Raw genomic sequence first — 22,859 nt, forward strand, 5'->3', positions numbered from 1 at the left:
GAGACGGGCGGCGGAGATCCGGGGGCGATGAGCCCGGAGACGATCACCGTGGTGGTGGCCGACGACCAGACGACGGTACGCGACGGGTTGACCACCGTCCTGTCGCTTTTGCCGGACGTCACCGTGCTCGGCGAGGCCCGCGACGGCGCGGAGGCGGTCGATCTGGTGCGGCGCCTGGGTCCACGGGTGGTGCTGATGGATCTGCGAATGCCCGTCCTGGACGGCGTCGCCGCGACCGCCGCCATCACCGCGGCGCATCCGGAGACGGCGGTGCTCGTGCTCACCACCTACGCCGACGACGCCTCGATCGCGGGGGCGCTGCGGGCCGGCGCCCGGGGCTACCTCACCAAGGACGCGGGCCGGGCCGAGATCGCCGCCGCGATCCGCTCGGTCGCCAGCGGTCACACCACCCTCGCCGCCGACGTCGGCGCGCGGATCGTCTCCGGACTCGCGGCCGCCGCACCCGCGCCGGACGTCGACCTGACCGACCGCGAACTGGACGTGCTGCGCCGGATGGCGGCCGGCCGCAGCAACGCCGAGATCGCGAAGGATCTGTTCATCGGCGTGAGTACCGTGAAGAGCCATATCAATTCGCTGTTCGCCAAGCTCGGCGTGCGCGACCGGGGTCAGGCTATCGCGTACGCGCACCGCGCCGGACTGGCACGCTGAGCCGGCCCGTGCCCGGCACGCTGAGCCAGACCACGAAGGCCAGGACCCCGTCCAGCAGCAGGGCCAGCACCGCGACGAGGATCGCGCCGACCAGGACGCGGGTGTAGTCGTAGAGACCGATCCCGTCGAAGATGTAGCGGCCCAGCCCGCCGAGGTTCACGTACGCCGCGATGGTGGCGGTCGCGACCACTTGCAGTGTGGCCGAACGCAATCCGGTCAGCAGCACCGGCAGCGCATTGGGGACCTCGACCCGCAACAGTACTTGCCGCTCGGTCATGCCCATCGCGCGGGAGGCGTCGACCACCCCCGGATCCACGTTGGCCACACCGGAATACGCGCCGGCCAGCAGCGGCGGGACGCCGACGGTGAGCAGCGCGATCAGCGGCGGGATCAGCCCCAGGCCGAGCAGCAGCACCACGAAGGTGAGCAACCCCAGGGTGGGCAGCGCGCGCATGGCGTTGGCGACGCCGACGATCACCGCGGCGCCGCGGCGGGTGTGCCCGATCACCAGGCCGATCGGCACCGCGATCAGGACGGACACGGCGACGGTGAGGAAGCTGTACCAGAGGTGCTCGGCGAGCCGGTGCCCGATGCCGGTGTGGCCACCCCAGTGCGCGGATTCGGTGAGATAGTGCCAGGCATTGAGGAAGAGGTTCATGCGCGGGCACCTTTCGCGCCGCGGCGGCGGAGCCGCTGATCGGCCGAGCGGCGGAGCCGCTGATCGGCCGAGTGGCGCAGCCACGGGGTGGCCCAGCGGCCGAGCAGGAACAGCAGCCGGTCCACGATCAGCGCGAGCACCAGCACCACGATGATGCCCGCGACGATCTCGTCCGGATAGTCCCGCTGGTAGCCCTGGGTGAACAGTTTGCCCAGCCCACCCACCCCGATCAGCGCGCCGACGGTGACCATCGAGATGTTGGTGACCGCGACGACCCGCAGGTTTGCGACGAAAATCGGTATCGCCAAGGGGAATTCGACGACGAGAGTGCGGCGCAGCGGCGGGTAGCCGATGGCCTCGGCGGCGTCCAGCACGGCGGCGGGCACCGCGTCCAGCGCGGTCGGCACCGCGATGACCAGCAGCGCCACCGAGTAGACGGTCAGCGCGATCACCACATTCAGCGGATCGATCGTGGCGATCCCGGCGATCGGCGGGATGATCACGAACAGCGCCAGGGACGGAATCGTGTACGCGATCCCGGCGACGGTGGTGGTCACCCGCCGCAGCCACGACACCCGGCGGACCAAGGCGCCCACCGGGATCGCGATCACCAGCCCGATGAGCAGTGGCAGCAGCGCGAGATACGCGTGGGTGCGGGTGAAACCCATGATCTCCGAGAAGTTGTCGAGCAGATATCTCATCGGCGCTCGCTCATCCCGGCACCTGACCGTCGGCGAGGGCCCGGTTGCGCTCGGCGTCCTCGCCCGCGCGCTGCCGGGCCAGCAGGCCGATCGCCTCGGTGGCGTCGACGCCGCCGGTGACCGCGCCCGAATCGTCGACGGCCACACCGATTCCCGAGGGGGAGGAGATCGCCGAGTCGAGGGCCTGCCGCAGATCGGCGCCCGGCCGGAACAGCGAACCGCCCGCGGACATGCTGTCGACCAGGGGGCGGCCCGCCCGCACCGCCTCGACCGCGGTGCCGTCCACCCAGCCCTGCGGATGTCCGGCGGCGTCGGTGACCAGCACCCACGCCCCCGGCTCCAGCCGCAGTTCCGGCACCTGTTCCCCGGTGGCGGTACGGATCTCGTGCCGGGGCAGCTCGTCGGCGGCCCGGAACGACAGCCCACGGTAGCCGCGATCACGGCCGACGAAATCGGCCACGAAATCGGTGGCGGGGCGGGCCAGCACCCGCTGCGGCGGGTCGTACTGCTGCAACGTGCCGCCCCGCCCGAACACCGCCACCCGATCGCCGAGCTTGATCGCTTCGTCGATGTCGTGGGTCACGAACACGATGGTCTTGCGCAGTTCCGCTTGCAGGCGCTGCATCTCGGCCTGCAACTCCTCCCGGACCACCGGATCGACGGCGCTGAACGGCTCGTCCATCAACAGGATCGGCGGATCGGCGGCCAGCGCCCGCGCCACCCCGACCCGCTGCTGCTGCCCGCCGGACAGCTGTGCCGGATACCGTTGCGCCAGACCACGATCCAGCCCGACCCGATCCAGCACCGCCAGGGCGGCCCGGCGCGCGTCCCGCCGGCGCTCGCCCCGCAGCACCGGCACCGTCGCGACGTTGTCGAGCACGGTCCGATGCGGCAGCAGGCCACCGCTCTGGATGACGTAACCGATGCCGAGGCGCAACTCGACCGGATCGATCGCCGAGATGTCCGCGCCACCGACGGTGATGGTGCCCGAACTCGGCGTGATCATCCGGTTGATCATCCGCATCGACGTGGTCTTGCCGCAGCCGGAGGGGCCGACGAACACCGTGAACGAACCGGATTCGATGCGCAGGCTCAGATCGGTGACGGCGGTGGTGCCGTCCGGATAGGTCTTGGTGATGTCGGTGAATTCGATGTCGGTCACGAATTCGCCTATCCGACCGGCTTGTTCAGCCCCTGCGCGGCCACCCACGCCTTCGCCGCGGCCGCCGGTTCGGTCTTGGTGGCGCCGGAGACCGCGTCGTTGAGCGAGATCAGTTCGGCGGTGGTGAGTTTCGCCGAGACCGCGTTCAGCACTGCCACGGCCTTGTCGGACTTCTTCTTGGCGTTGAACACCGGCACCACGTTCTGCGCGGGGAAGTTGTGCTTCGGATCGGCCAGCACCACCAGATCGTTCTGCTTGATCGACGGCGAGGTGGTGAAGATGTCGGCGGCGGTGACCTGCCCGCCCGTGAGCGCGCGCACCGTCGCCGGGCCGCCGCCGTCGGCGATCGGCACGAACTTGTCCGCGGCGATGTCCAGGCCGTAGGTCTTCTTCAGCCCCGGCAGGCCGCCGGGACGCTCCGAGAACTCCGCCGGCGCACCGAAACTCACCTCGGCGGAGTGCGGCGCCAGATCGGCGATGCTGTGCAGATTCCACTTGTCGGCGGTGGCGTGGGTGACCACCACGGCGTCGGAATCCTCACCGGGAGCGGGGGTACCCGCGGCCAGATCGCTGCCGAGCGCCTTGGTCAGCGCGGCGTTCACCTCGTCGGCGGCCGTCGCGGTGGCCGACTTGTCCAGGTACTGGAGCAGATTGCCGGTGTAGTCGGGAACCACCCCGATCGAGCACTGCCGCAGGGCCGGGACATACGCCTCCCGGCTGCCGATGTTCAGCTTGGTGTCGACGGTGAAACCGTTGGCGCGCAACGCCTCCGCGTAGACATCGGCGACGGTCTCGGATTCCGGGAAGTTGGCCGAGCCGACGGTGAGCTTGGTGGCGTCGCTGTCGCAGCCGCCCCCGCCGGAGGACAACGGATCGGAATTACCGCCACACGCGGACAGCGCCATGGCCGCGGCCAGCGCGACGGCGGCGGCCAGGATGCGCACGACGGCGAGGGCGGGACGATGTCCACGCCGCCGCGCGGCGGAGATGATCGAGGAGTTCACGGCAAGTCCTTCCGATGTCCCGGGCACTGCGAGAAGACCGGCGCGCGCCGACTACCATCTGTGCGCGGGCGCAGCCTCCCGGCTGTCCATACTGCCCGCAGTGTGTCGTTCTTTCCATGCAACGGGAGTGGGGTGTCGCCGGATGGGATCGACCGGGCCGGTCCGGATCGCAGCCCGTGCGCTCGTCGCCACCGTATCCGCCACGCTGCTGGTTTCCTGCTCACACGACGCCGGCGGACCGGTCCTGCGGGTGGGTGCGGGCAATTCGGATCAGGCTGATTTGATCGCCGAAATCTATGCCGGCGCCCTCGCCCGCACCGGTGCCCGAACCGCCGTGGTGGCGCATTTGGGACAACGCCGCGACTATCTGGCCGCTCTCGACGCCGGCACCGTCGTCCTGGTCGGTGAGGCCAGCGGCGACCTGCTGACCACCTTCGACCCGAACTCACCCGCCCACCTTCCCGATCGGACCCCGGCGGCGGGCACCACGGACACCGCCCCGGCCGCCGCGGCACCGGTCCCCGATGTCGCCGACGCACTGAGCCGCGCACTGCCGCAAGGTCTCTCGGTCTCCGACATCGCCGACGGCACCGACCTCCGCCCTGCCCTGGTGGCCCGCGCCACGGACGATCTGCCCGCCGCGCTACCGGATCTGGCCTCGCGATGTGCCGACCTCACCGTCGGTATCGCCACCGGCTCCGAACTGGATCCCTTGCGTCCCGCCGTCGACCCGCAGCGCGACGTGATCGACCCACTGCACGCCCGGTACGGCTGCGACGTCCCCCACGCCACCGTCTACCCGTCGGACACCGACCTGCGGAAAGCGTTGCAGGAAGGCCAGATCCAGCTGGGCGTCCTCACCGCCCCGGCTGCCCTGCTGCCCGGGGGCACAGCCGGTCTGACCACGATCGCCGACCCGCGCTATGCCTTCCGCGCCCGAAACGTGCTGCCGCTGTTCCGCACCGGCTCCCTCACCCCGGTGCAGATCAAGAAACTCAACTATGTCGCGGGCGAACTGACCACCGCCGAACTGATCGAGATGATCGTCCGCATCCGCGACGACCACGCCTCTGCCGCAACCCTGGCCCGCGCCTGGCTGGACGCACACTCGCTCTGAGCCGGATCGGGCCGCCTTCGGGCCGGCCGTGGACCAGGTGATCGGCGCGGCGTCGATCGGTCCGGTTCCGAGTACGAACTCGACTCTCGATAGCCGAATAATTGCCAGGTGTAGGCTCGACCTGCCGAATGTGTCTGTTCCACTCGGGAGGCGCCCATGCTGGTCCGGAGGTTTCCCCGCGTCGTCGCGGCCGTCGCCGCGGTGGCGACCGCCGCGACCCTCGCCGGTTGCGGCGGTAGTTCGACGATCGCGAACAACACCGGCACGTCACCGGAGGTGCGGCAGGCGGTGACCGACACCTACGACCGCTTCTTCAGCACCTCGATCCCGGTGGAGGAGAAACCCGCGTTGCTGGAGAACGGCCAGGCGTTCACCCAGGCGCTGAAGGATCGCGCCGATTCCACGATCGCCAAGAAGTCGCGGGTGACCGTCTCCGATGTCGCGAGCACCGGCCCGGACAGCGCCGACGTGATCTTCACCGTCTCGTTCGGCGGCCTGCCGATGCTGCGCAATCGCAAGGGCGGCGCGATCCGGACCGGCGGCACCTGGAAGGTCACCCAGGCGACCTTCTGTTCCCTGCTCCAGATGCAGGGCGGCGCGCCCCCGGTCTGCGAAACCGGCTCCTCGACGACGGCCGCCGTGCCGAGCAACTGATCAGCCGCCCAGTGCCGCGGTCAGCTCCGGATGTCCGGCCAGGGCCGGCAACGACTCCACCAGCAGGTCGATCAGCTGATCGCGGCTGACCGTGGCGGTACGCAGCCAGCTCAGCGTGGTCTCCTCGGCGAAGGCGATCCAGCCGCGCACGGCCAGCCGCAGTCGCGGCAGGTCGGCGTCGTCGAGGGTGATCGGCGCGGCGTCGAGCACCCGATCGGCGACGGCCCCGCGGGTCGCGTCGACCAGGGCCGCCAGGTCGGGATCGGCGCTGGCCGGTCCCCGCAACAACGCCAGATACGAGGTGCGGTTGTCGCTGACGTAGTCGACGTAGCGGCACACCGCGTCGCGCAGCATCTCCGGCAGCGGGAGGGTGTGGTCGGGGGTGGTGCGGGCGAGCATTTCGGCATTGGCGTGCCGGACGACGGCCAGCTGGAATTCCTGCAGGGTGGGGAAGTAGTGGAACAACAGCCCGCGCGAGATGCCGGCCCGTTCGGCGATGTCGCCGACGGAGATGTCGTGCAGCGCCTTCTCCCGCAGCATCCGCACGCCCAGGGTGATCAGCTGCTCCCGCCGGTCGGCCGGGCTCAGCCGCACCCTTTTCGCGCCCGTACCGGGACTGTTCACACTCACCACGCCATCCTACTGAACCGGGTTCAATACTATTGACTGCGAATCAACAAGACTTTAGGCTGCGTTACATGAGTCGCAAGGTTACAGACAACGGTGTCGCGCCGGAGGAGGCTGCCGACGACCGGGCCGCCCGGCACGTGCACGTCCTCATCATCGGCAGCGGATTCTCGGGGCTGGGTCTGGCGATCCGGCTGAGTCAGGACGGGCGGGACGACTACCTGGTCCTCGAGCGCGGCAGCGACGTCGGCGGCACCTGGCGCGACAACACCTATCCGGGTGCGGCCTGCGACGTGCCGTCCCATCTGTACTCGTATTCCTTTGCGCTGAACCCGAACTGGTCGCGCTCGTTCTCCCGGCAGCCCGAGATCCAGCGCTACATCCAGGATGTCGCCGATCGCTACCGGGTGCGCGACAAGCACGTCTTCGACTGCGAGATGACCGGCGCGCGCTGGAACGACACCACGAAGCGCTGGGAGGTGCAGACCAGCCGCGGCGCCTACACCGCCGACATCCTGGTCTCCGCGGTCGGCGCGCTCTGCGAGCCCGCGCTGCCGGATATCAGAGGCATCAACGACTTCCAGGGTGAACTCTTCCATTCCGCGCGCTGGGACCACGATTCCGATCTGGCCGGCAAGCGGGTCGCGGTGATCGGCACCGGCGCCTCGGCGATCCAGATCGTGCCCTCGATCGCGCCGCGGGTCGCCCGGCTGGACGTCTACCAGCGCACCGCGCCGTGGCTGCTGCCGCGGATGGACCGGCCGTACACACTGCCGGAACGGCTGGCGTTCAAACATCTGCCCGGCGTGCAGCGGTTGTCCCGCACGGCCATCTACGCCGCGCGCGAATCCCAGGTCGTGGGCCTGGCGAAATTCCCGCCCGCCATGCTGGCCCTGGAGTTGATCGCGCGGGCGAAGCTGCGGCGCGAGGTGCCCGACAAGGCGTTGCGGGCCAAGGTCACCCCGAACTTCCGGATCGGCTGCAAGCGCATGCTGATCTCCAACGAGTACTACCCGGCCCTCGGCCGCGCCAACGTCGACCTGGTCACCGACGGCATCCGGGAGATCCGGGCCGGTTCGATCGTTGCCGCCGACGGCACCGAGCGCGAGGTCGACGCGATCGTCGTCGCCACCGGCTTCCACGTCACCGACTCCCCGGCCTACGAGGTGGTGTACGGCCGCGAGGGCCGCAGTCTCGCATCGGTTTTCGACGAATCGGGGCAGCAGGGCTACAAGGGTTCGGCGATCGCCGGCTACCCCAACATGTTCTTCCTGCTCGGCCCGAACGTGGGCCTCGGCCACACCTCGATGGTGTACATGATCGAGTCCCAGATCAGCTACATCGCCGACGCGATCGCGACCGTGGACCGGCTCGGCCTGAGTACCGTGGAGGTACGAAAGTCGGTGCAGGACAACTACAATCGAGATCTGCAGCGCAAGTTGGTAGGTTCGGTGTGGAATACCGGCGGCTGCGCCAGCTGGTATCTCGACAAGCACGGCAACAACACCACGCTGTGGCCGGACTTCACGTTCCGGTTCCGTAGGATGCTCGAGAAATTCGACCCGGGGGCATACGACACGACCGTCGCCGACGGCGCAGCGGCGCGGCCCGATCCGAAGGTGGTAGCAGCACGATGAGCGAAACGAACAACGAGTACTTCCGCGGCAAGGTCTGCGTGATCACCGGGGCCGGTTCGGGTATCGGCCGCGCCCTCGCCGAGAACCTGGCCGGCCGCGGCGCGAAACTCGCCCTGTCCGACATCGATGCCGAGGGCCTCGCCGACACCGCCCGGCGCTGTACGGAACTGGGCTCCGAGGTCAAATCGGATCGGCTGAACGTGGTCGAGCGGGAGTCCGTGCTGCTCTACGCCGACGCGGTCAAACAGCATTTCGGCGTGGTCCATCAGGTCTACAACAACGCCGGCATCGCGTTCCACGGCGACGTCGTGCGCTCGGAGTTCAAGGACATCGAGCGCATCATGGACGTCGACTTCTGGGGAGTCGTCAACGGCACCAAGGCTTTTCTGCCCTACCTGATCGAATCCGGTGCGGGACACGTGGTCAACGTGTCGAGTCTGTTCGGCCTGATCGCCGTCCCGGGCCAGAGTGCCTACAACGCGGCGAAGTTCGCGGTGCGCGGCTTCACCGAGGCGCTGCGCCAGGAGATGCTGGTGAGCGGGCAGCCGGTCAAGGTCACCTGCGTGCATCCCGGCGGCATCAAGACCGCGGTCGCGCGCAACAGCGGCTACGCCGAGGGCATCGACTCGGCGCGGTTCGCGGCGTTCTTCGACAGCAAGCTGGCCCTGCACACCCCGGAGATGGCCGCGCACACCATCACCGAGGGCGTCCGCAAGGGGCACGGCCGGGTGCTGATCGGCTGGGAGGCCAAGGCGCTGGACGCGTTCGTCCGCGTCACCGGCTCCTACTATCAGCGCATCGCGTCCGTGGTCACCAAGCGATTCCTGCCCTGAACCGGTGATGACCGTGCCCGCACTCCGCGAATTCGCGCTTCCGGTGCCGATCGCCCGCGCGATCCTGCACCCGTTCTTCCGGTTCACCATGCACCCGCGGGTTCCGTGGCGGGTGCAGCGCGCGGTGCTGGATGCCGGATCGGTGCTCCAGCAGTCGCCGCCCGGCACCCGGGTGCAGCGGTTGCGCCTGGGCGGCCGGCCCGCCGAGCGGGTCACCAGCGACCGGCCGGCCGCCGCCGGTGCGGTGCTGTACCTGCACGGCGGCGGCTACACCATCGGCTCCCCGGCCACCCATCGCAGCCTGGCCGCGCATCTGGCCCGGGACCTGCGGCGGCCGGTGTACCTGCCGGACTACCGGCTGGCGCCGGAACATCCGTACCCGGCCGCGCTGGACGACGCCGAGGCGGCGTTCCTGGAACTGCTCGGCAGCGGGTTCGCGCCGGAAAACCTGGTGGTGGCCGGTGATTCGGCCGGTGGCGGGCTGGCGCTGGCACTGGCCGAACGCCTGCGGGACGAGCACGGGATCCGGCCCGCCGCACTGGGTCTGATCGCGCCCTGGGCCGATCCGAACGAGAAGCCGCCGCGCGCCAGGGATCTGGTGATCAACTCCGCGTGGTCGCGGGCCGCGGCCGCGGCCTACCGGGCCGGCGGCAGCGGCCTCGAGGTGGGCTACGCGCCGCTGCTCGGCCGCCTCGACGGGCTGCCACCGGTGTACGTCCAGGCCGATACCGGTGAGTTGCTGTACGGACAGTGCACCAGGCTGGTGGCGGGGCTGCGGGCGGCCGGCGTGCCGGTGCGCTTCTCGGTGACCAGCGGGCTCTGGCACGTCGCCCAGTTGCAGGCGGCGCTGGTGGCTCCGGCGGCATCCGAACTGCGCGAAATGAGCGGTTTCCTCGGGCAGGCGCTGAAGCCCGCGGCGGCCTGATCCCTAGGATGGGTGCGCTGCCGCTCCCTGCGTCCGCGCCGATCCGGGCGGTGCGCCCGACCGCGGGCGTACCCGATCCCGGTGTTCGCGCCGAGGGCGACGTGGCGTAGGTTACGAATGAGTAAAGCTACCGGCGGGTAGCACATCGGAAGGGTTGCGATGCGAGAATTCGAGGTTCCGGCGACATACGCCATCCCCGAGGATGCCAACATGGCCGACGGGGCCTTCCGGCATGCCGAGCGCACGCCCGGCCTGGTCGTGTTCAACACGCCCGACGGCCGGGGCGGCTGGAACGACGTCACCGCCGCCGAATTCGCCGCCTCGGTGACCGCCGTGGCCAAGGGCCTCATCGCCACCGGCATCGAACTCGGCGATCGCGTCGCCATCCTGGCCGCCACCCGCTACGAGTGGGTGGTCCTCGACTTCGCCATCTGGGCCGCGGGCGGCTGTACCGTCGCCATCTTCGACAGCTCCTCGGCCGAGCAGGCCCGCTGGATCCTGTCGGACTCCGCCACCCGGCTGCTGGTGGTCGAGAAGCCGAAGCATCGCGCCACCATCGCCGAGATCGAGTCCGGACTGCCGGAGCTGAAGGAGACGCTGCAGTTCGACGGCGGCGCCCTCGACGAGCTGATCGCCCGCGGCCGCGACCTCGACGACCGGGTCGTCCACGAGCGCCGCGCCGAGGTGAAGGCCGCCTCACCGGCCACGCTGATCTACACCTCCGGCACCACCGGCCGCCCCAAGGGCGTCATGCTCACGCACGCCAACCTCTACGCCGAATCCGCCGCCGACCGGGCCGCCATGCCGGAGTTCCTGAAGCCCGGCAACAAGTCGCTGCTGTTCCTGCCGCTGGCCCACGTGTTCGCGCGTGCGGTGGCGCTGGCCGCCTTCGACGCCGGGGTCACCGTCGCGCACACCGCCGATTGGTCCACGCTGGTCGAGCAGTTCGGGCAGTACCGGCCGGACTTCATCCTGTCCGTGCCGCGCGTCTTCGAGAAGGTGTTCAACGGCGCCCGGCAGAAGGCGTACGACGGCGGCAAGGGCAAGATCTTCGATGTGGCCGCCGACACCGCCATCGCGTACAGCACGGCCCAGCAGGCCGGCGGCGCCGGTCTGCTGCTGAAGGTGAAGCACGCGCTGTTCGACCGGCTGGTCTACGGCCAGCTGCGGGCCGCGATGGGCGGCCGCTGCCAGTCCGCGGTCTCCGGCGGCGGGCCGCTGGGCGCGCGTCTGGGCCATTTCTTCCGCGGCGTGGGCGTCACCATCTACGAGGGCTACGGCCTGACCGAATCCACCGCGGCCGTCTCCGTGAACACGCCGGAGTACATCCGCGTCGGCTCGGTCGGCCGCCCGCTGCCCGGCCATGCCGCCAAGATCGCCGAGGACGGCGAGCTGCTGATCCGCGGCCCGGTGATCTTCGCCGGATACTGGCGCAATCCGGAGGCCTCGGCCGACGCGTTCGTCGACGGCTGGTTCAAGACCGGCGACCTGGGCGCCCTCGACGATCGTGGCTTCATCACGATCACCGGCCGCAAGAAGGAGATCATCGTCACCGCCGGCGGCAAGAACGTCTCCCCGGCGATGCTCGAGGACTCGTTGCGCGCCAACCCGCTGATCGGCCAGGTGATGGTCGTCGGCGACGGCAAGCCGTTCGTCGGCGCTCTCGTCACGATCGACCCCGAGGCGCTGCCCGGCTGGAAGCAGCGGCACAACCTGCCCGCCGACCTGCCGGTCGACAAGCTCATCGAGCTGCCCGACCTGATCGCCGAGGTCGACGCCGCGGTGGCCGACACCAACAAGCTGGTCTCGCACGCCGAGGCGATCAAGAAGGTCCGCATCCTGCCGGTCGACTGGACCGAGGAGAGCGGCGAGCTCACCCCGAAGATGTCGCTGAAGCGCAACGTGGTGATGCAGAAGTTCGCCGCCGACGTGGACGCCATCTACAGCTGAGCCACGCTCCGCGACGGCCCGCATCCGAGTGGATGCGGGCCGTTCGCGTGTCGGCGTGGAATCGCGTCCCCGGACTGCTGCCGACCCTCTGCGGCAGGCAGGTGCCGTGGTCGCGGGTGCCGGTGTCTCTCGGCGCCGAATTCCTCGCCGGAGCCGCGGCCGTGGTGGCAGCGTGGATGGTGACGCGCGCGAGCGCCGTCCGTAGCGCCGCCCACGAACCGGTCGAGACCGTCGCCGGAACCCGTCACGAGGAGTACCGCGATGAAGAAATTGATCAACGACCCCGCCGACGTGGTCGCGCAGGCGCTGGCCGGGATGGCCGCGGCACATCCGGAACTGCGGGTCGACGAGCAGAACCGGCTGATCCTGCGCGGTGACGCGCCCGTGCCCGGCAAGGTCGGGCTGGTGTCCGGCGGCGGCTCCGGGCACGAGCCGTTGCACGGTGGCTTCGTGGGTTTCGGCATGCTCGACGCCGCTTGTGCCGGTGAGGTTTTCACCTCCCCGGTACCGGATCAGATCCTCGCCGCCACCGCCGCCGTGGACGCCGGCGCGGGCGTGCTGCACATCGTCAAGAACTACACCGGCGACGTCATGAACTTCGACATGGCCGCCGAACTGGCCGCGGCCGAGACCGGCGCCGAGGTCGTCGCGGTCGTCGTCGACGACGACGTCGCGGTGCGGGACAGCCTGTACACCGCCGGTCGCCGGGGCGTCGGCGGCACGGTCGTGCTGGAGAAGATCGCCGGTGCCGCGGCCGAACAGGGCCGCCCGCTGGCCGCGGTCGCCGAGCTCGCCCGCACCGTGAACGCCCGGTCGCGCAGCATGGGCATGGCGCTCACCTCGTGCACCGTCCCCGCCGCGGGCAGACCCACCTTCGAACTCGGCGAGACCGAGATGGAGATCGGTATCGGCATCCACGGCGAACCCGGCCGCCGCCGCGTGCCGCTGGCTCCGGCGCGCGAGGTCGCCGCGATGCTCGTCGAGCCGATCCTGTCCGATCTGCCCTACGACCGGGGCGACCGGGTGATCTGCTTCGTCAACGGCATGGGTGGTACTCCCTTGCTGGAGCTGTACGTGATGTACAACGAGGTGGCGCGGATCCTGCGCGGGCACGGCGTGCGGATCGCCCGCTCCCTCGTCGGCCCGTACATCACCTCGCTGGAGATGGCCGGCTGCTCCGTCACCCTGACGAGAGTGGACGACGAACTGCTGGACCTGTGGGATGCGCCGGTGCGAACGCCGGCCCTGCGCTGGGGAGTGTGAACCGTTATGACGGAAGCGAATCCGCTGCTCGATCCGATCGCGTGGCTGCGCGAGTTCGCCGCGCTGATCGACGAGAACGCGGATCGGCTGACCGAACTCGACGCCGCCATCGGCGACGCCGACCACGGCAGCAACATGCGCCGCGGAACCACCGCCGTCACCGCGGCGTTCGCCGAGGCCCCACCGGCGACCGCGCCCGACGCGCTGAAACAGGCCGGGATGGTGCTGATCCGCTCGGTCGGCGGCGCCAGCGGCCCGCTGTACGGCACCTTCTTCCTCCGCGCCGCCGCCGTGACCGACGAAATCGGCCTCGACGCAACGAGTTTCGCGAAGGCGTTCCGCGCCGGTCTGGACGGTGTCGTCGCCCGCGGCAAGGCCGAACCCGGCGACAAGACCATGTTCGACGCCCTGGCGCCCGCCGCCGACGCCCTCGACGAATCCCTGGAGGGCGGCGCCACGCTGTCCACGGCTCTGGAGATCGCACTGGCGGCCGCCGAATCCGGCCGCGACGCCACGGTCCCGCTGCAGGCCCGCAAGGGCCGCGCCTCGTATCTCGGCGAACGCAGTGTGGGCCACCAGGATCCGGGCGCTACCAGCGCGACCCTCCTGATCCGCGCCGCCCGGCGGGCCCTCGGATGAGTGAGGGCGGCACGGCCGGGCTCGGTCCGAGGGTGATGATCGTCCGAACCGCCGGTCCCGCAGTGCGACAGTGGGAGACGACCCGATGATCGGGATCGTGGTCGTGTCGCACAGCCGGGCGTTGGCGCGTGCGGCCGTCGCGCTGGCATCGGAGATGGTGCGCGACAGGGTGATTCGCGTCGAGGTGGCGGCGGGACTGGACGAGCAGACCTTCGGCACCGATGCCGTCGCGGTGGCGGCCGCGATCGGCGCGGCCGACACCGGCGACGGCGTTCTGGTGTTGATGGATCTCGGCAGCGCGGTGCTGTCGGCCGAACTGGCCCTCGATCTGCTGGAGACACCACACGAGGTGCGGTTGTGCGCCGCACCGATCGTCGAGGGCCTGGTCGCCGCTGTCGTCTCGGCCGCCGGCGGCGCGGACCTGGCGGAGGCCGCCGCGGAGGCGGAACGGTCACTGCTGGCCAAATCGGCTCAGCTGGGACCGGCGCCCACCGGTCAGAGCCCCGGAAAGACCGGCGAGGCAACCGTTTCGGATGTGTCGCGAGACGTCGACCACGCTACCGGCGCAGCGGAGGCGAACACACGCCGACCGGGATCCGTTCGACGGGACGAGTCCCACACCGTCCCTCCGGATGTGACATCCGCTGCGGCTTCGAAATCGGAGTCGTCTGCACCCGCAGCGCCGGAGCACACCGCTCGCGCTGTCTTCGTGGTCACCAATCCGCACGGGCTGCACGCGCGGCCGGCGGCGCGTCTCGTCGCGGAGGTGCGTACGTCGACCGCGACTGTCCGGTTACGCAATCTCACCACCGGCGCGGGTCCGGTTCCGGCCCGCAGCCTCAGCCGGGTGGCCGCCCTCGGCGCTCGATCCGGCCACGAGGTCGAGGTGACCGCTACCGGGCCGGACGCCGAGTCGGTCGTGCATCGTGTGCTGATGTTGGCGGAACGCCACTTCGGCGAGGCGCCCGACGCCACAGTTACCCGGCCCGCGAATGCCTCTTTCGCGCGCCCGTCCCAGGTAGTCGCGGCAGTCCGCGCCGGCAACGGTGAAACAGTCGGCCGCGCCGGAGACGGCAGTGTCGCGGCCGGCCGGGCTTCGGTCGGCGAGCAAAGCGCGGAAAGCCTTCCGGCCGAACCCGATGCTGATCGTGTCGCGGGTGCGAGCGGAGGTCCCGCTGCGGCCGGTTCGGGTGGCACGCAGGTGAATCCGGCGGACGGGGAGCCCACGGCCGGGGAGTATCCCACCGTCGGTGGTCCGGCCTCCGGCACCCGTGCCACTGCGCGAAACCCCACGTCCACACAGGTCTACTCGGACGTGAGCCGCTCGGACCGCATGGGCCCGGTGGACCGCGTGGGCCCGGTGGACCGCGTGGGCCCGGTGGACCGCGTGGGCCCGGTGAACAGGGCCGGTGCAGGTCCATTGCCCGCGTCGGGTGGGATCGCGATCGGGCCGGTGTGGCATGCGGGTGTGGGGGAATTCGTCCTGCCGGAGCAGCCCGAGGGGACACCGGCGGCCGAATCGGAGCGGCTGGCGACGGCGATCGCCCTGGTACGCAGTCGAATCGACGTCATCGTGGCACAGACCGGGGCGGTCGAGGCGGAGATCTTCCGGGCGCATCGGCTTCTGCTCGAGGACGACGAACTGATCGATCCGGCGCGGCGCGCGATCGCCGCCGGTGCGCCCGCGGCGGCGGCGTGGTCGGCCGAATTGAGCCGCGCGGCAGCGGATCTGGCACGATTACCGGACGAATATCAGCGCGCCCGGGCGGCGGATCTGGAGGCCGTGCGCGATCAGGTGCTGGGTGAGCTGCTGGGTGGCAGCACCGAGATCGTCAGTCGTCCGGGCATTCTCGTGGCCGTGGAGCTCACACCCGCCCAGGTCGCCGCGCTGGATCGGTCGATGGTCACCGGAATCGTCCTGACACAGGGAAGTCCGACCGCGCACAGCGCGATCCTGGCTCGCTCCAGAGGAATTCCGGCGGTAGTGGCGGCCGGACCGGATCTGCGAGCGGTGCCGGAGGGGACCACCGTGGCCTTCGACGGTGGCAGCGGGCGGCTGGTCGTGGACCCTGACCCCGTGACCCTGGCCGAATTCGCCTCCCGCGCGGCCGAACAACGCGAGCGGCACCGGGCCGCCGAGGCCGCCGCGCACCGGCCCGCGATCACCTCCGACGGTGTGACCGTGGCGGTCGCGGGCAACGTCGGCAGCATCGCCGACGCGGCCGACGCGGTCGCGCAGGGCGCCGATCTGGCCGGGCTGGTCCGGACCGCATTCCTGTTCCTGAACCGGGATCACGCGCCGACGGTCGCCGAACAGGAGGAGGTGTACCGGGAGATCGCGAAGGCGTTCGACGGCCGCCGAATCGTTCTGCGCACCTTGGACGTCGGCGGTGACAAGCCGTTGCCGTACCTGACGCGGCCGCCGGAGGCCGATCCCTTCCTGGGAGTGCGCGGTATCCGGCTGGCATCGAAGCATCCGGAGCTGCTGCGGGACCAGTTGCGCGCGGTGGCCGCCGTCGCCGCCGATCATCCGGTGAGCGTGCTGTTACCGATGATCAGCACGGTGGACGAGGTCCGTGCTGCCCGCGCGGTCCTGAACGACGTTGCGCCGGAAGGCCTCTGGATCGAAGTCGGAATCATGGTGGAGGTGCCCGCGACGGCGGCCAAGGCGGCCGTGTTCGCCCCGCATGTCGACTTCTTCAGTATCGGCACCAACGATCTCACCCAGTACGCGCTGGCCGCCGAGCGCGGTAACGCCGCGCTCGCGACCTTGGCCGATCCGCTGGACCCCGGTGTACTGCGGCTGATCGACCTCGTGTGCCGGGACGCGGGCGAGGTTCCGGTCGCCGTGTGCGGTGAGATCGCCTCGGATCCGGTGGCGGTTCCGGTGCTGCTCGGGCTGGGTGTCACCGAACTGAGCGTGGCGGTGCCGACGATTCCGCTGGTCAAGGCCGTGGTTCGCGGATCGGACCGGCGTGCGTGCCGGGCGCTGGCCGCAGCGGCACTGGCCGCGGAGTCGGCGGCGGAAGTCCGCGCGCTGGTCGGCGGTTGCGGCTGAGAGCCCTTGCGGCAACCGATGTTTCGGATCGGCGTCCGGCGAACAACGCTTCCGTCCGGCGAGCCGGGCGTGGGGGCGAGCCGGGCGCGGGGGCGAGCACCCACACACACCGGCGGCCGAGCGAATCACGCTCGGCCGCCGGGCTTTCGGGATTGCTCTCGGGCTATCCGACCGGTCCGGTCGCCAGCTTCACCCGCGCCGACTGGGTACGGCCGGACTGGTCGACCCAGTTCAGCGAGACCGTGTCGCCCGGGTGGTGCAGGTCCATAGTGTTGGTCAGCCCGGTCGCGGAGCCGACGGCGCGACCGTCCACCCCGGTGATCACGTCACCGGCCGCGAGGCCCGCGTTCTCCGCCGGACCGCCGCCGACCAGGTTGCGGACCAGCGCCCCGCCGCCGTTGTCGGCATCGCTGACCGAGACGCCCAGGAACGCGGACGCGCCGATGTGCACCAGATCCGACGACTGGCCGGCCTGGATCTGCCTGGCGATGGTGAGAGCCTTGTTGATCGGGATGGCGAAGCCCACGCCGCCGCCGCTGCCCATCCGGAAGCCTTGGGAGGCAGCGGTATCCATGCCGATCACCTGTCCTGCCGAATTCACCAGCGGCCCACCGGAATCGCCGGGCTGGATATTGGCCGCGATCTGGATCAGGCCGGTGAGCTGCTCGGAACTGCCGGACGCGTCGTCGCTGGCGGTGATCGAGCGGTTCAGCGCGGTGACCCGGCCGGCGGCCGCCGTCGGGCTGCCGGTGCCGCCGGCGTTGCCGACGCCGACCACGTTGTCGCCCACCGCGACCAGGTTGGAATCACCGATCGGTGCGGTGGTCAGTCCCGAGGCGCCGGACAGGTGCACGACCGCGACATCCTCCTGGCGGTCGTAGCCGAGCACGGTGCCGGTGTAGGTGCGGCCGTTGCCGAGGTCGGTGACGGAGACCTTGGTGGCGCCCTCCACCACGTGATTGTTGGTGAGCACGTCGCCGTCGGAGGTGAGGACGATCCCGGTTCCGGCGCCCTGGCCGTTCTGCAGTCCGAGCTGGGTGTTGATGATCGCGATGCTGGGTGTGACCGTGCTCGCCGCGTCGTCGAGGTCGGCGGGCGACAGGTGCGAACTGGCCGGCTGCCCGTAGCTGCCGGGGGACTGTGCGACCGGGCCGCCCGGGGACCCGCCGTGCGGCGCCTGCAACCGGGTGCCCACCAGACCGATCACGACGGCCAGCACGGCGACGATCGCGGCGACCGCGGTGAAGGACAGGCCGTGCCGCGGCGGCCGGGCAGGCGGGGGTCCGTACGGTCGTGCCGGTTGCCCCGGCCAACTGGTCGAATTCGGGTACACGATCATCACGTCCTCATCAGGCTCCGAGACTGCTCTTATCAGCATTACCCGCCTTTCTGAGAGCGTGCTGGGTGATTTCCGTGTTGTGACCGAGTCCTCGTCCGATCGGGATGTGATGCGGCCGTTCGGAGCCCGATGCGCGCGGTAATTCCGTCTCGGACACCGATTCCCGGGGCTGGGAATCCGGTGACGCGCGGCCGCCCGATCGGGTCGTCCGGCACAGCGGTGACGAATCCGTGACGGCGTCGTACGCGGGTTCCCGGGCGGATCCACCCGCAGTACGCTCGCGATATGGCCGAGTCTGGACTGCGGGCGGCGTGCGGTGTGGTGTCCGCGGGGCTGGCGCTGGGTGTTGCCGAACTGGTGGCGTTGCCGATCGGGACCGAGTGCACGCCGTTGGCGGCGCTGGGGTCCGCGGTCGTGGACCTGACGCCCGACGGCGTGCGGGAACGGGTGATCCGGCTCGTCGGCACCGGCGACAAGCTGCTGCTGTTCGTGCTGATGGGCGTGGTCGCGTTCGTCCTGGCGATGGTCGTCGGCCGGGTGGAGCGGATGCGCCGGCCGATCGGCAGTGCCTTGCTGGCCGTCTTCGGCGTGCTCGCGGCGCTGGCGGCGGTGACCCGCGCGAACGCGGCATGGACCTGGGCACTGCCCTCGATACTCGGGGTCGCGGCCGCGATCCTCGTCCTGCGCATGCTGATCCGGCGCCTGGAGATCGGATCCCCGGTTCCGGCAACGGACGAGGACGCGCCGGCGCCGGGAACCGGTGCGCTGCCGGTCCTCTTCGGCACCGCCGCCGCGACGACGGCGCTGCGCAGGCGGATCCGGCCCGAGGCCGGCGGCCGCGGGGCGCCCCCGGCCGAGCCGGACATCCCGGCGCCGATCCGGCCGGAGGTAGCCGGAACCGTTGCGGCCGAGCCCGATTCGGCACGATCCGGAACCGGGGTGGACCGGCGGACCATGGTCCGCGGCGTCGTGGGCATCGGCGTGCTGGCGGCGGTGACGGGGATCGCGGGCCGGGTGCTCGGGCTCGAGGCGCACAACGTATCCGGCGAACGGGCCGCCGTGCGCCTGCCGGCGCCGAGTTCCGCGCAGCCGCCGGTGGATCCGGCCGCGGATCTCCGAATCCCCGGGCTCACTCCGTATCTGACGCCCAACAACGACTTCTACCGCATCGATACCGCGCTGGTGGTGCCGCAGGTGAGCACCACGACCTGGTCGCTGCGCATCCACGGCATGGTCGATCGCGAGATGCGCTACAGCTGGGACGATCTGGCGGCCCGCCCGGTGATCGAGCGGCTGGTGACGCTGACCTGCGTATCGAATCCGGTCGGCGGCGATCTGATCGGCAACGCGCGCTGGCTGGGCTACCGTCTCGCCGACCTGATCGCGGAGGCCGGGCCGCATCCGGAGGCCGACATGGTGCTCTCGCGCAGCATCGACGGCTTCACCGCGGGCAGTCCGCTGGCGACCCTGCTCGACGGCCGCGACGCGATACTGGCCGTGGGCATGAACGGCGAACCGCTGCCGGTGGAGCACGGCTATCCGGCCCGGTTGGTCGTGCCGGGCCTGTACGGCTACGTCTCGGCCACCAAATGGGTGACCGAACTGGAGATCACCCGCTTCGATCGCGCCCAGGCGTTCTGGACCCAGCGCGGCTGGGCGCCGCGCGGGCCGATCAAGACCGGCACCCGCATCGACACCCCGAGCGGCAGCGGCAAGGTGAAGCGCGGCCGGACCGTGGTCGCCGGGGTCGCCTGGGCGCAGCATCGCGGGATCAGCGGTGTCGAGGTGCAGATCGACAACGGTCCGTGGCAACCCGCGCGGCTGGCCGCCGAACCCTCGATCGACACGTGGCGGCAGTGGGCCTTCGAGTGGGACGCGGCGGCCGGGAAGCACCTGATCCGGGCCCGCGCCACCGACGGCTCGGGCGCGATCCAGTCGAGCTCGTACGAGGACGTCGTGCCGGACGGGGCCGAAGGGTATCCGTCGGTCGCCGTCGACGTGGCCTGATCCGCCGCGGCGCCGCTCCGGCGTCCGAGGGCCGGTCGCGGCCTCGATGTGATCGTCCACAGCACCCGGAACTCCCTTGCCCGCCCCTGTTCCACACCGTATATTCGGCGTGGAATATTTGATGCGGGATATGTCCGGGGCCGCAGCTACGCTCTCCCCCGTGACGAGCGGAACGAAGGAGGAGCCGGCGATGTCGAAGCAGCCGAGTGCGGTGCTGACGCCATTGGCGCTGGCGGTGCTCGCGCTGCTGGAAGAGCGTCCGATGCATCCGTACGAGATGTATCAACTGCTGCTCAGCCGTCGGGAGGAGTACTTCGTCAAGATCAGGCCCGGCTCGCTCTACCACACCGTGGACCGGCTGGCCGAGCAGGGACTGGTCCGGGCCGAGGGCACCGACCGGGCCGGCAACCGGCCCGAGCGGACGACGTACCGCATCACCAAGCCGGGCACCGCGGCCCTGCGTACCCGGCTGACGGAGATCCTCCGCAAACCGATCCGCGAATACCCGATCTTTCCGCAGGCCCTCTCGGAGGCGCACAACCTGCCCAAGGAGGAGGTCGTCGCCCTGCTCACCGAGCGCATCCGCTGGCTGGAGATGGACGTCACCGAACTCGACGCCCTGCAGGAGTGGGCCACCGCCCGCCGGGTGCCGCGCCGGTACTGGATGGTGCTCGAGTACCTGCGCGCGCAGACCCACACCGAGGCCACCTGGCTGCGGCGCATCGTCGGCGAACTGGCCGACGGCGGCCTGGTCTGGCAGGAGTTCGGCCCCGACGGCTGTTTGATACCCGACCACACCGCCGACGAGGGCATCGGGCACGACTGGGGGACCGAGGTCACCGACGATGTGCTCGCTTCACTGAAGAGGGGCGGTGCCACCCCTGCCGGCCAGTGAGCGCCGGCGGCCACCGGGCCGCGGCACGCCCTCCACCCGACCACCCGCCGGCCGCCGCAGCGGCCGGGACATTTCGAACGGAAACGAAAGTTATGACCACACAACGTAATCCGTGGCTGGCGCTGGGTGCGCTGGTCGTCGGGTTCTTCATGATCCTGCTGGACATGACCATCGTCGCGGTGGCCAATCCGGCGATCATGACGGACCTGCACACCGACATCAACAAGGTCATCTGGGTCACCAGCGCGTACCTGCTCGCCTACGCGGTGCCGCTGCTGATCACCGGCCGCCTCGGCGACCGGGTCGGCCCGAAGAACATCTACCTGATCGGCCTCGTGGTCTTCACCCTGTCCTCGCTGTGGTGCGGCCTGTCCGGCAGCATCGAGATGCTCATCGCCGCCCGCGCGGTGCAGGGCCTCGGCGCGGCGCTGATGACCCCGCAGACCATGGCGGTGATCACCCGCACCTTCCCGCCACACCAGCGCGGCGCGGCCATGGGCGCGTGGGGCGGCGTCGCCGGTCTGGCCACGCTCGTCGGCCCGATCCTCGGCGGCGTGCTGGTCGACGGCCTGGGCTGGAACTGGATCTTCTACATCAACGTGCCGATCGGCGTGATCGCGTTCGCCCTGGCCTGGGTGCTGGTCCCGAAGCTGGAGACCCATCGGCACAAGTTCGACCTGACCGGCGTCGCCCTGTCGGCCGTCGGCATGCTGCTGCTGGTGTTCGGTATCCAGGAGGGCAACGACCGGCACTGGGACGCCACGATCTGGGGTCTGATCATCGCCGGCGTGCTGGTCCTGGGCGTGTTCCTGTACACCCAGGCGCGCAACACCGGTGAGCCGCTGGTTCCGCTGAGCCTGTTCCGCGAACGCAACTTCGCGCTGGCCAACCTGGGTATCGCGGCGATGGGCGCCACCATGACCACCCTGATGGTGCCCGCCTACTTCTGGCTGGAGGCGGTGCGCGGCTACACCCCGTCGCAGTCGGGTCTGGTGTTCGCGCCGATGGCCGTCGCGACCGGCATCTTCGGCCCGATCGTCGGCAAGATCTCCGACCGCATGAACCCGAAGGTCCTGCCGACCCTCGGCTTCGCCGTGTTCTCGGCGGTGGTGTTCACCTACGCCGCGATGATGACCCCGCACAGCCCGATCGCGGTGTTCATGATCATCGGCGTGGCCTCCGGTTTCGCCAACGCCTGCATCTGGGCCCCGCTGGCCTCCACCGCCACCCGCAACCTGCCCATCCAGCAGGCCGGCGCCGCGGCGGGCGTCTACAACACCACCCGCCAGATCGGCTCGGTGCTCGGCAGCGCCGCGATCAGCGCCCTGGTGTCGTCCCGGGTCAGCGCCCAGGGCCTGGTCACCGGCAAGATGTCCGAGGGCGCCGGCTCCCACATCCCCGCCGCCCTCGCCGGCAAGTTCAGCACCGCCCTGAGCCAGTCGATGCTGCTGCCCGGTTTCATCCTGCTGATCGGCGTGGTGGCATCCATCGGCTTCGTCCGCTCGAAGTCCACCCCCGCGGCCGCCCCCGCCCAGCAGGACGCCGTCCCGGTCGACGCCGCCCACTGAGCCACGGCTCCCACGAAGACGGGCCCGGATGTGAAAACACCCGGGCCCGTTGCCTTCCGCCGTGCGGCCCGCCGCGGTCGGCCTCGGCGGGCTCAGGTCAACGATCTGCGGTGCTGCTGTGGGTCCGAGCTCCAGTGCTGTCCGACCACCGGC

The 22,859-nt window shown here is 70.5% G+C and carries 19 protein-coding genes; 13 read left to right on the forward strand and 6 right to left on the reverse strand.

Annotated features, from left to right (window positions below; genetic code table 11):
• Nucleotides 1–27: 27 nt before the first annotated feature.
• Nucleotides 28–669 (forward strand): response regulator, encoded by a 642-nt coding sequence (locus NRB56_RS20925; protein ID WP_153344742.1) that lies wholly within the window; start codon nucleotides 28–30, stop codon nucleotides 667–669.
• On the opposite strand, the gene NRB56_RS20930 is transcribed toward NRB56_RS20925, so the two are convergent.
• From NRB56_RS20930 to NRB56_RS20945, 4 genes are read right to left on the reverse strand one after another with little or no spacing between them, the layout of a single operon-like run.
• Nucleotides 632–1,327: an ABC transporter permease gene (locus tag NRB56_RS20930; protein ID WP_153344744.1), complete on the reverse strand. Its 696-nt coding sequence runs from the start codon at nucleotides 1,325–1,327 to the stop codon at nucleotides 632–634. The two genes, NRB56_RS20925 and NRB56_RS20930, sit on opposite strands and share 38 nt — an antisense overlap.
• The gene (locus NRB56_RS20935) at nucleotides 1,324–2,028 is read right to left on the reverse strand and encodes an ABC transporter permease (RefSeq protein ID WP_153344746.1); all 705 of its coding nucleotides are present in this window, start codon (nucleotides 2,026–2,028) and stop codon (nucleotides 1,324–1,326) included. Before NRB56_RS20935 ends, NRB56_RS20930 begins: the two co-directional genes overlap by 4 nt.
• 10 nt (nucleotides 2,029–2,038) lie before the next feature.
• Entirely contained in the window at nucleotides 2,039–3,190 is a 1,152-nt protein-coding gene (locus NRB56_RS20940) for an ABC transporter ATP-binding protein (RefSeq protein ID WP_319943290.1), read from the reverse strand.
• An 8-nt stretch (nucleotides 3,191–3,198) separates the two neighbouring features.
• Entirely contained in the window at nucleotides 3,199–4,095 is an 897-nt protein-coding gene (locus NRB56_RS20945) for an ABC transporter substrate-binding protein (protein WP_227838145.1), read from the reverse strand.
• Between the two features lie 241 nt (nucleotides 4,096–4,336).
• Between NRB56_RS20945 and NRB56_RS20950 the strand changes: the two genes are divergently transcribed.
• Both NRB56_RS20950 and NRB56_RS20955 read left to right on the forward strand, forming a co-directional pair.
• Nucleotides 4,337–5,311, forward strand: a complete 975-nt coding sequence (locus NRB56_RS20950; protein WP_153344748.1) for a glycine betaine ABC transporter substrate-binding protein — start codon at nucleotides 4,337–4,339, stop codon at nucleotides 5,309–5,311.
• A 156-nt stretch (nucleotides 5,312–5,467) separates the two neighbouring features.
• The gene (locus NRB56_RS20955) at nucleotides 5,468–5,965 is read left to right on the forward strand and encodes a hypothetical protein (protein ID WP_153344750.1); all 498 of its coding nucleotides are present in this window, start codon (nucleotides 5,468–5,470) and stop codon (nucleotides 5,963–5,965) included.
• On the opposite strand, the gene NRB56_RS20960 is transcribed toward NRB56_RS20955, so the two are convergent.
• The gene (locus NRB56_RS20960) at nucleotides 5,966–6,595 is read right to left on the reverse strand and encodes a TetR/AcrR family transcriptional regulator (RefSeq protein ID WP_319943291.1); all 630 of its coding nucleotides are present in this window, start codon (nucleotides 6,593–6,595) and stop codon (nucleotides 5,966–5,968) included.
• 68 nt (nucleotides 6,596–6,663) lie between these two features.
• Here NRB56_RS20960 and NRB56_RS20965 point away from each other — a divergent pair, with 68 nt between their 5' ends.
• The 7 genes from NRB56_RS20965 to ptsP all read left to right on the forward strand — a co-directional run bounded on the left by NRB56_RS20965 (nucleotide 6,664) and on the right by ptsP (nucleotide 16,897).
• Nucleotides 6,664–8,229 carry a flavin-containing monooxygenase gene (locus NRB56_RS20965; protein ID WP_153344752.1) on the forward strand — a complete coding sequence of 522 codons (1,566 nt, stop codon included), beginning with the start codon at nucleotides 6,664–6,666 and terminating at the stop codon, nucleotides 8,227–8,229.
• Nucleotides 8,226–9,062 carry an SDR family NAD(P)-dependent oxidoreductase gene (locus NRB56_RS20970; RefSeq protein ID WP_153344754.1) on the forward strand — a complete coding sequence of 279 codons (837 nt, stop codon included), beginning with the start codon at nucleotides 8,226–8,228 and terminating at the stop codon, nucleotides 9,060–9,062. The genes NRB56_RS20965 and NRB56_RS20970 overlap by 4 nt, the downstream gene beginning before the upstream one ends.
• 7 nt (nucleotides 9,063–9,069) lie before the next feature.
• Entirely contained in the window at nucleotides 9,070–9,987 is a 918-nt protein-coding gene (locus NRB56_RS20975; RefSeq protein WP_153344756.1) for an alpha/beta hydrolase fold domain-containing protein, read from the forward strand.
• Nucleotides 9,988–10,146: 159 nt separating this feature from the next.
• Nucleotides 10,147–11,937: an AMP-dependent synthetase/ligase gene (locus NRB56_RS20980; protein WP_153344758.1), complete on the forward strand. Its 1,791-nt coding sequence runs from the start codon at nucleotides 10,147–10,149 to the stop codon at nucleotides 11,935–11,937.
• 261 nt (nucleotides 11,938–12,198) lie between these two features.
• Complete coding sequence (dhaK, locus tag NRB56_RS20985) at nucleotides 12,199–13,200, forward strand: dihydroxyacetone kinase subunit DhaK (protein ID WP_153344760.1); 1,002 nt, start codon at nucleotides 12,199–12,201, stop codon at nucleotides 13,198–13,200.
• 6 nt (nucleotides 13,201–13,206) lie between these two features.
• On the forward strand, nucleotides 13,207–13,839 hold the full coding sequence (dhaL, locus tag NRB56_RS20990; RefSeq protein ID WP_153344762.1) for a dihydroxyacetone kinase subunit DhaL: 633 nt from the start codon (nucleotides 13,207–13,209) through the stop codon (nucleotides 13,837–13,839).
• 85 nt (nucleotides 13,840–13,924) lie between these two features.
• Nucleotides 13,925–16,897 (forward strand): phosphoenolpyruvate--protein phosphotransferase, encoded by a 2,973-nt coding sequence (gene ptsP, locus NRB56_RS20995; RefSeq protein WP_153344764.1) that lies wholly within the window; start codon nucleotides 13,925–13,927, stop codon nucleotides 16,895–16,897.
• A gap of 163 nt (nucleotides 16,898–17,060) precedes the next feature.
• Here the strand turns inward: ptsP and NRB56_RS21000 are convergent, their stop codons facing one another.
• Nucleotides 17,061–18,236: a S1C family serine protease gene (locus tag NRB56_RS21000; protein ID WP_227838093.1), complete on the reverse strand. Its 1,176-nt coding sequence runs from the start codon at nucleotides 18,234–18,236 to the stop codon at nucleotides 17,061–17,063.
• A 285-nt stretch (nucleotides 18,237–18,521) separates the two neighbouring features.
• On the opposite strand from NRB56_RS21000, the gene NRB56_RS21005 reads away from it, so the two are divergent.
• The 3 genes from NRB56_RS21005 to NRB56_RS21015 all read left to right on the forward strand — a co-directional run bounded on the left by NRB56_RS21005 (nucleotide 18,522) and on the right by NRB56_RS21015 (nucleotide 22,706).
• On the forward strand, nucleotides 18,522–20,243 hold the full coding sequence (locus NRB56_RS21005; RefSeq protein ID WP_153344766.1) for a molybdopterin-dependent oxidoreductase: 1,722 nt from the start codon (nucleotides 18,522–18,524) through the stop codon (nucleotides 20,241–20,243).
• Between the two features lie 160 nt (nucleotides 20,244–20,403).
• Nucleotides 20,404–21,138 (forward strand): PadR family transcriptional regulator, encoded by a 735-nt coding sequence (locus tag NRB56_RS21010; protein WP_319943292.1) that lies wholly within the window; start codon nucleotides 20,404–20,406, stop codon nucleotides 21,136–21,138.
• Between the two features lie 92 nt (nucleotides 21,139–21,230).
• A complete protein-coding gene (locus NRB56_RS21015; protein ID WP_153344768.1) occupies nucleotides 21,231–22,706 on the forward strand; it encodes a DHA2 family efflux MFS transporter permease subunit in 1,476 nt (491 codons plus the stop codon).
• Nucleotides 22,707–22,859: the final 153 nt, after the last annotated feature.

This window comes from Nocardia aurantia, assembly GCF_009604425.1.
Taxonomy (GTDB): Bacteria; Actinomycetota; Actinomycetes; order Mycobacteriales; family Mycobacteriaceae; genus Nocardia; species Nocardia aurantia.